At 39.9% G+C, this 6,402-nt stretch carries 8 protein-coding genes and 1 tRNA gene; 4 read left to right on the top strand and 5 right to left on the bottom strand.

Annotated features, from left to right (window positions below):
• From C7H19_RS20485 to C7H19_RS20475, 3 genes are all read right to left on the bottom strand, one after another.
• Positions 1-467: hypothetical protein (locus tag C7H19_RS20485; protein WP_146136564.1), on the bottom strand; the 467-nt coding region annotated here is incomplete at its 3' end.
• Between the two features lie 585 nt (positions 468-1,052).
• Positions 1,053-1,126, bottom strand: a tRNA-Arg gene (locus tag C7H19_RS20480).
• A 95-nt stretch (positions 1,127-1,221) separates the two neighbouring features.
• Complete coding sequence (locus tag C7H19_RS20475; RefSeq protein ID WP_106458776.1) at positions 1,222-1,539, bottom strand: 2Fe-2S iron-sulfur cluster-binding protein; 318 nt, start codon at positions 1,537-1,539, stop codon at positions 1,222-1,224.
• Positions 1,540-1,773: 234 nt separating this feature from the next.
• On the opposite strand from C7H19_RS20475, the gene C7H19_RS25920 reads away from it, so the two are divergent.
• Positions 1,774-1,950, top strand: coding sequence for a hypothetical protein (locus C7H19_RS25920; protein WP_181280691.1), 177 nt, complete (start codon positions 1,774-1,776; stop codon positions 1,948-1,950).
• A gap of 58 nt (positions 1,951-2,008) precedes the next feature.
• On the opposite strand, the gene typA is transcribed toward C7H19_RS25920, so the two are convergent.
• A complete protein-coding gene (gene typA / locus C7H19_RS20470; protein WP_106458775.1) occupies positions 2,009-3,802 on the bottom strand; it encodes a translational GTPase TypA in 1,794 nt (597 codons plus the stop codon).
• 162 nt (positions 3,803-3,964) lie between these two features.
• On the opposite strand from typA, the gene C7H19_RS20465 reads away from it, so the two are divergent.
• Positions 3,965-4,573: a chorismate lyase gene (locus C7H19_RS20465; RefSeq protein WP_106458774.1), complete on the top strand. Its 609-nt coding sequence runs from the start codon at positions 3,965-3,967 to the stop codon at positions 4,571-4,573.
• Positions 4,574-4,592: 19 nt separating this feature from the next.
• Here C7H19_RS20465 and C7H19_RS20460 read toward each other — a convergent pair whose 3' ends face one another.
• Complete coding sequence (locus C7H19_RS20460; RefSeq protein WP_219907699.1) at positions 4,593-4,994, bottom strand: hypothetical protein; 402 nt, start codon at positions 4,992-4,994, stop codon at positions 4,593-4,595.
• Between the two features lie 66 nt (positions 4,995-5,060).
• On the opposite strand from C7H19_RS20460, the gene C7H19_RS20455 reads away from it, so the two are divergent.
• Positions 5,061-5,846 carry a hypothetical protein gene (locus C7H19_RS20455; RefSeq protein WP_245927675.1) on the top strand — a complete coding sequence of 262 codons (786 nt, stop codon included), beginning with the start codon at positions 5,061-5,063 and terminating at the stop codon, positions 5,844-5,846.
• A 35-nt stretch (positions 5,847-5,881) separates the two neighbouring features.
• Positions 5,882-6,229 carry a phage holin family protein gene (locus tag C7H19_RS20450; RefSeq protein WP_106458773.1) on the top strand — a complete coding sequence of 116 codons (348 nt, stop codon included), beginning with the start codon at positions 5,882-5,884 and terminating at the stop codon, positions 6,227-6,229.
• The last annotated feature ends 173 nt before the right edge of the window (positions 6,230-6,402 follow it).

Genomic DNA, 6,402 nt, shown 5'->3' with positions numbered 1-6,402 from the left:
TTCCTTGATACATCGCGCCAAAGCGTCGTAATCCAACTGGACGGGCTTGATAGTGCAGTAGAACAAAATGCCCAGTCGTTATAAATTAAGCTGTTATCAGATTTATTCCACACAAGAGAACCATCGCTTTGATGCGTCCAATAGTGTTTTAAAGCTAATCCTTGAAAGTTTTGAGATGGTGAGGTTAACAGGCTAAATTTCAAGGGTTTAAAAGCTTTCTTAATTGAGTAGGTTAGTTGAAGGCGGTAATCTTTCTTTGCTCCCAAAAGTAATAAATACTCATTTTGTTGCCCATCCTGACCCGATCTAGCTAAACGATCGCGGTCATGGTTCCAACGACCAACGGTTAAAACGTTATTAGGAAGATTGGATAAGACACAATCATCTAAAAAGATTTGCTTGGAATCGGGATTAAAAGGTTTTTTCAGTAAAGGTAGCCTTAAACCTGTTTTTAACCCTCGACGCATCCCTAGAAGTCTCCTAGAGAGGGTTTACCGCTTAATGAGACTGCTTCGGAGTAAAAGGCGGTACTGACGCTACGAACATAGAATACTTTGCCTGATTGGTAAGAACCAGTATCTAAGCCTAATCCTTGGTTTGTCGCTCTAAATCTTCGATCCGCGTTGGCGGTGCTTGCTGTTTTGTCGATCGCGTAATAAAGGGCTAGGGCTAACCAATCTTCGATGCTATCTGCGTTAGCGGTCAGACCATCTGGTAACGCAGCCGCTAAATCTTTTTGAACGAGAATTAAAACCCGATCGTTTGCCTGAAGTGTATTTAAATGAGTTGTGGCTTGAGCGGGTGTTCCTGTAAATGCGTTGGGTGCAAATGTGTTGGGTTGCCTGAATTTCTAATTGTAGTCAACAACATTTAGAATACCCACAGAAATGAAAGGTATTACATTAGACAAAATCTTTTGTGACCATCTCTGACGGTGTATTACAATTAGGCTTTCAAGTGTGTTACACAAAGGATTTACTAGATTGATACTAGAGAATTTTTTCTAAAATCAATAAAACCTTTACTACACAAGTATTTTAGCTTATCTTTAACGGGTACGGCAGGATTCGAACCTGCGACTCGCTGCTTAGAAGGCAGCTACTCTGTCCACCTGAGTTACGCACCCTTTTACACATGGCTTTTTATTATATCATAACAGATACAGAAAACAATTAATTTTTAATGGAGACGCGATCGGCTCGCGTCCTGATTATAAAGACTTTAGGGTTTACCAAACTGTCTTTGATAAACCATTTCTTCTTTTTCGGAGACGAGTTTAATATTTGAGCGTGGGTAAGATACACAAAGCAATGCGTAACCTTCACCTTGCAATTCTGGTGAAAGTCCCATTCCGTCGCTTTGTTCGACTGTTCCTGTTTCTAGGTGTGCCGCGCAGGTTGTACAAACTCCAGCATGACAAGAACTGGGTAAATCTATACCCGCATCATAAGCCGCTTGTAAGATGGTAGTATCTTCGGGGACTTGAATTGTATAACAATTTCCTTGATGGTTAATTTCAACCTGATAGGTATTGGACATAATTATTGAAAACTCATTACAAGATTGCACTCACTTGATCTAATTTACCTTGAGTCTTGACTGCTTCTGTCAAACCATGTAACGAAATCTTAAAAACTAAAAATACAAAAGTAGATTGTAAAGAAAAGTAGCTATATTTAAAGCTTCATTGCAATTTGAGGGTTTTTCGATTGTGTCAGAAAACAGGGGTGATATTGTTGGTAAACGTCAATTTCAGGTAGTCTTTTAGCATCTATGTATAACAACAACTCTGATAAAGATTTATTGGGTGCAGCTTTAACCGCCGCTTTGGGCGCAGGAATTGTTACTTCTTTTGCTGTTGGACAAGGACAGCATCCGATGATAGCTTTAGGAATTACAGCGTTTGCGGGCTTATGTGGTGTTGTCTGTCGTCAGTTTGATTTAATATAAAACATTACCGAAAAAAGGGTTTGGCAACCAAACCCTACGACAAAGAATAAAATTAACTTTAACGTTTAGCTAATTTTTTCGATGGCATTTTCCGTAGACGAACCGATACTGGGGTAACTTCCACCAATTCATCTGACCCAATGTATTCTAATGCTCGTTCTAGAGTCATTTCAACGGGGGTTTGTAATTGGTCTAATTCATCACCTGTTGCTGAACGGTGGTTAGTTAGCTGCTTGGTTTTACAAACATTCAGTTCTAAGTCTTGAGGGCGATTATTTTCACCAACAATCATACCTTTATAAACTTTAGTTCCTGGACTGATAAAGAATGCGCCTCTGTCTTCAGCATTTTTCAGGGCGTAGAAGGTAGCCACGCCTTCCTCAAAGGAAATTAATACACCATTACGACGTGTTTCTACATCACCCGAAAGCGGACGATATTCTAAGAAACTGTGGTTCATGATGCCTTCACCACGAGTCAGACGAATAAACTCACCTCGAAAACCAATTAACCCTCTTGCGGGGATAGTAAATTCTAGTTGAGTGCGTCCATTTCCGCCGACTTGCATATCCTGCATTTCGCCTTTGCGTTGCCCAAGACGTTCGATACAAGAACCGACCGCAGCTTCAGGAACATCTAAAATAAGATATTCATAGGGTTCACAAGGATGACCATTGACTTCTCGGTAAATGACTTGTGGCTGTGATACTTGAAACTCGTAACCTTCACGGCGCATCGTTTCAATGAGAATACCTAAGTGTAATTCACCGCGTCCAGAAACGAGGAATTTCTCGGCTGAGTCCGACTCTTCGACCCGCAAAGCGACGTTAGTTTCTAATTCTCTCATTAAGCGATCGCGGATTTGTCGAGAAGTAACAAAAGTTCCTTCAAGTCCAGCAAAAGGAGAATCATTTACAGAAAAAGTCATCTGTAAAGTGGGTTCGTCAACTTTAATCAACGGTAACGCTTGTGGGTCATCAGGAGAGGTTAAAGTTTCTCCGATATTGGCATCAGCAAAACCCGCAACCGCTACAATAAAACCGGCGCTGGCTTCGGCTAATTCAACTCGTTTGAGTCCTTCAAAACCTAATAGTTTACTAATTTTGGCTTTAACAATTTCGCCGTTTTCTTTAACTAAAGCGGCTTGTTGACCAGCTTTAATTGTACCGTTATGAATGCGACCAATTACGATCCGACCGAGATATTCAGAGTAATCTAGGGTTGTGACCTGCAACTGTAGAGGTTTCGATAAATCGCCGGCTGGTGGTGGAACATGATGTAAAATCGCCTCAAACAGAGGTTTCATGTCTGTTCCTTCTTCTTCTAGTTCATTTTTCGCAAAGCCTGCTAAACCAGAAGCAAACAGCGTGGTAAAATCGCACTGGTCATCATCTGCACCCAGTTCGATAAAAAGGTCAAAAACCTTATCAATTGCGCCGTAGGGTTCAGCGTTGGGACGGTCAATTTTATTAATAACGACAATTGGTCTTAAACCCTTCTCAAGGGCTTTCTTGAGAACAAAACGGGTTTGGGGCATTGGCCCTTCATTAGCATCAACAATTAAAATACATCCGTCAACCATCCCTAAGACCCGTTCAACCTCGCCACCAAAGTCAGCGTGTCCAGGGGTATCAACGATATTAATTAATGTATCTTTATAGCGAACTGCGGTATTTTTAGCCAAAATAGTAATACCCCGTTCTCTTTCGAGGTCATTGGAGTCCATCACACACTCTGGTACATCTTCACCTTCTCGGAAAATACCAGACTGTTTGAGGAGAGCATCAACCAAGGTTGTTTTACCGTGATCAACGTGGGCAATAATGGCTACGTTACGAATCGGCAGCGACATAGAATTTAGAGACTAAGAATTATATCTAAGTAGTAAAAATTTCTTAATAATTCTAGCCTAGCTTAATTCGTTGAAAATTAACAGTTTTTTTATTTTTGACGACTTTGCAGGCTTGAGGAATGTTATCATAAGCTAAATAAACATAAAGTTTTATTAAGAACCTTGACTGCAACCCTTAGACCTCAAAACAGTCCTCTCACTGCCTCTGGGTGGTATTCCCTTGACCCCATTTGGCGAGGAGATGAAGATATAGTAAAGCAGGGGCTACCCCATCAGCAGCTTTCCCCACCTTGGCAAATGCTTGTACTGGGGGACGGTTCCCCAACGCGTCATCTTCAATTACTGACTGGGGAAAAAACCGAAGTAGATGTAATTGATATGTCTTTAGTCGGAACTGATGATGATGGAGCCCCGATGCAAGTTCAAGTTATTTCCGAACCGAGATTACGTCGTCAAGTGTGGTTAAGAACGGCTTCTGGACAACGTTTAGCCTATGCTGCTTCGTGGTGGGATGCTAATCATGTCGATGAGTATCTTCAGAATCGTTCTTTACCGATATGGGAAAGTCTGACTCGCTTACATACTGAGTTATATCGAGATGTACAGGGCATTTATTACGGTCATTCTCCAGATTTAGAAAAAGCTTTTCAAGAAAAAGGTCCGTTTTGGGGTCGTCATTACCTGTTTTGGCACAATAGAAAACCCCTAACCCTAATATATGAGGTTTTTTCGCCCTATTTGAGCAAATATCTTGGACCTATGGGAAATTAACACGTAATTAATTGTGTATCTAGTTCTCTTGTCGAATAACTCGGCCGTTTGTGTCTGTCCGATAGACCCAAGTTTGTTTTTCTCTGGTGATGACTACTCTCCAACCATCAATTAATGCTTGGCTACACATTTCGTCGGGTTTGGCTAGTCCTAAACAGCCATCTGTCCAAGATTCATGGGTAGCATTCATTAACTTGAATTCTTCAGCCGGAAGATTAGTCTGTTTAGATAAATCATTTTGAACCGCTTTGAGAACTGATGCGGGTAATTGTTGATTTTCTTTAACTTGGGACTGTGATTCTTCACTCATGGCAAAAGCAGGGTAAGTGATGAACACAGGGAGCATAAAGGTAAAAACAAGCAATAATACCCAAATCGTCGAAAAGCTTAGGCCAAGTGTCGTCGTTTTACAAGATTTCATGATCAATATCACCTCAAAAATGGGAACACTACTGATGTAGTCTTTCTCAAACCGCAGCCCTTGAATATGTCCTCTTTGGAATCATCATATCTCATTTCTCAACTTCCCTCCTCCACCCCAGGGGTTGAAACTAATTCAGTTAAAGACCAATTATGGATGTATGGAACGTTTAGTCTGTTGGCTATTCTTATAGCGGTTTTAGTATTTGGCAAAGTGAAACTGACCCAAGCTCATAAAAATTTACAATTTGAACAGTATAAAAGCCAAGACCTTAAGAAAAAACTTAAGTTAGCTTTACATACTATTAAAAAAATGGAAACTAATCCAGATTTGGTACATTCGAGGGCATTTAATTTAGACTATCTTCGGATGCGAATGGATGAAGAGGTATTCCATTATGTAATTGTTAATCAAATTAAACTCAAAATTGTACAACTTATTGGGGAAGCTTTACGACCCAGTACGGCTAAAAATGCGGTAGGTATTATCCCCGGAAGTCGTCAGGTTGAAGAAACTTTTGATGTTACTTATGAGGTTGAAGCACAAGAGGGAAAATGGAATAAAGGGGTACTTTTTCGCATTCAGATTAAATTGACTAAATTACCGACACAAACGACAACTGCAACGGTTAATGAAATTATTGAGTGTATCGAAATATTTTTATCGGCTGCGGAGGAACACGATAACTGGCAACCCGCGATACATGGCCATGTTGTTTTAATGAGTTGGGATCAAAAGGCTAAACCCACTCCATTAATGATTTTAGAACAATCTGAAGAAGGGGTTAATGTTAGTTTTCGTTCGGCTCCAGTAAAGTCTATTTCGTCGGTTTCGTCTAGCCGTCCCCAATAATGTAAAATTAGATTAATATTTGGACTTGATGAACGATGTTTTCGTTTCTTTTGACTTGGATTCTGACAGCACTCGCTTTACTTTTAACCGCGTCTATTGTACCAGGTATTAGTATTGCTAGTTTTTCTGTGGCGATTATTGCTGCTGTTGTTTTAGGTTTAGTAAATGCGATCGTTAAACCGCTTTTAATCTTTTTTACTTTACCTCTAACTATCCTGACTTTAGGTTTATTTATTTTTGTCGTGAATGCGATCGCTTTTTCTCTGGTGGCTTATTTTACGCCTGGTTTTCATGTTGGTGGCTTTTTTCCCGCTTTGTTTGGTTCAATTGTTTTATCGATTATTTCGAGTATTTTAAATAGTTTGTTTCTTTCTGGAAGTTAGCGTTTAAGAATTTTAATGCTGTTTGCACAGTTTCATTAAGTGGTCTGAGTTGCCAATTTAATTTCTGTAATAATGGGTCTAGCGCAATATTGGTTAGGTCGTTGATTTGATCAATCAATTGTATGGTCTAAAGATACCATAAAGAAGATTTCTCCCATTCCATTGTAGAAAAT

Origin of the sequence: Aphanothece hegewaldii CCALA 016, from assembly GCF_003007785.1 — a bacterium.
In the GTDB taxonomy this organism is placed as follows: Bacteria; Cyanobacteriota; Cyanobacteriia; order Cyanobacteriales; family Microcystaceae; genus Chroococcus; species Chroococcus hegewaldii.
The sequence above is the reverse complement of the archived record's forward strand: the minus strand, read 5'-3'. Positions and strand labels throughout refer to the sequence as shown.

What these genes read in the sequence shown, in the direction of transcription:
- typA (WP_106458775.1), bottom strand. Translation starts at nt 3,802, where the DNA reads ATGTCGCTGCCGATTCGTAACGTAGCCATTATTGCCCACGTTGATCAC.
- C7H19_RS25920 (WP_181280691.1), top strand. Translation starts at nt 1,774, where the DNA reads ATGTATAACAACAACTCTGATAAAGATTTATTGGGTGCAGCTTTAACC.
- C7H19_RS20460 (WP_219907699.1), bottom strand. Translation starts at nt 4,994, where the DNA reads ATGAAATCTTGTAAAACGACGACACTTGGCCTAAGCTTTTCGACGATT.
- C7H19_RS20475 (WP_106458776.1), bottom strand. Translation starts at nt 1,539, where the DNA reads ATGTCCAATACCTATCAGGTTGAAATTAACCATCAAGGAAATTGTTAT.
- C7H19_RS20455 (WP_245927675.1), top strand. Translation starts at nt 5,061, where the DNA reads ATGTCCTCTTTGGAATCATCATATCTCATTTCTCAACTTCCCTCCTCC.
- C7H19_RS20450 (WP_106458773.1), top strand. Translation starts at nt 5,882, where the DNA reads ATGTTTTCGTTTCTTTTGACTTGGATTCTGACAGCACTCGCTTTACTT.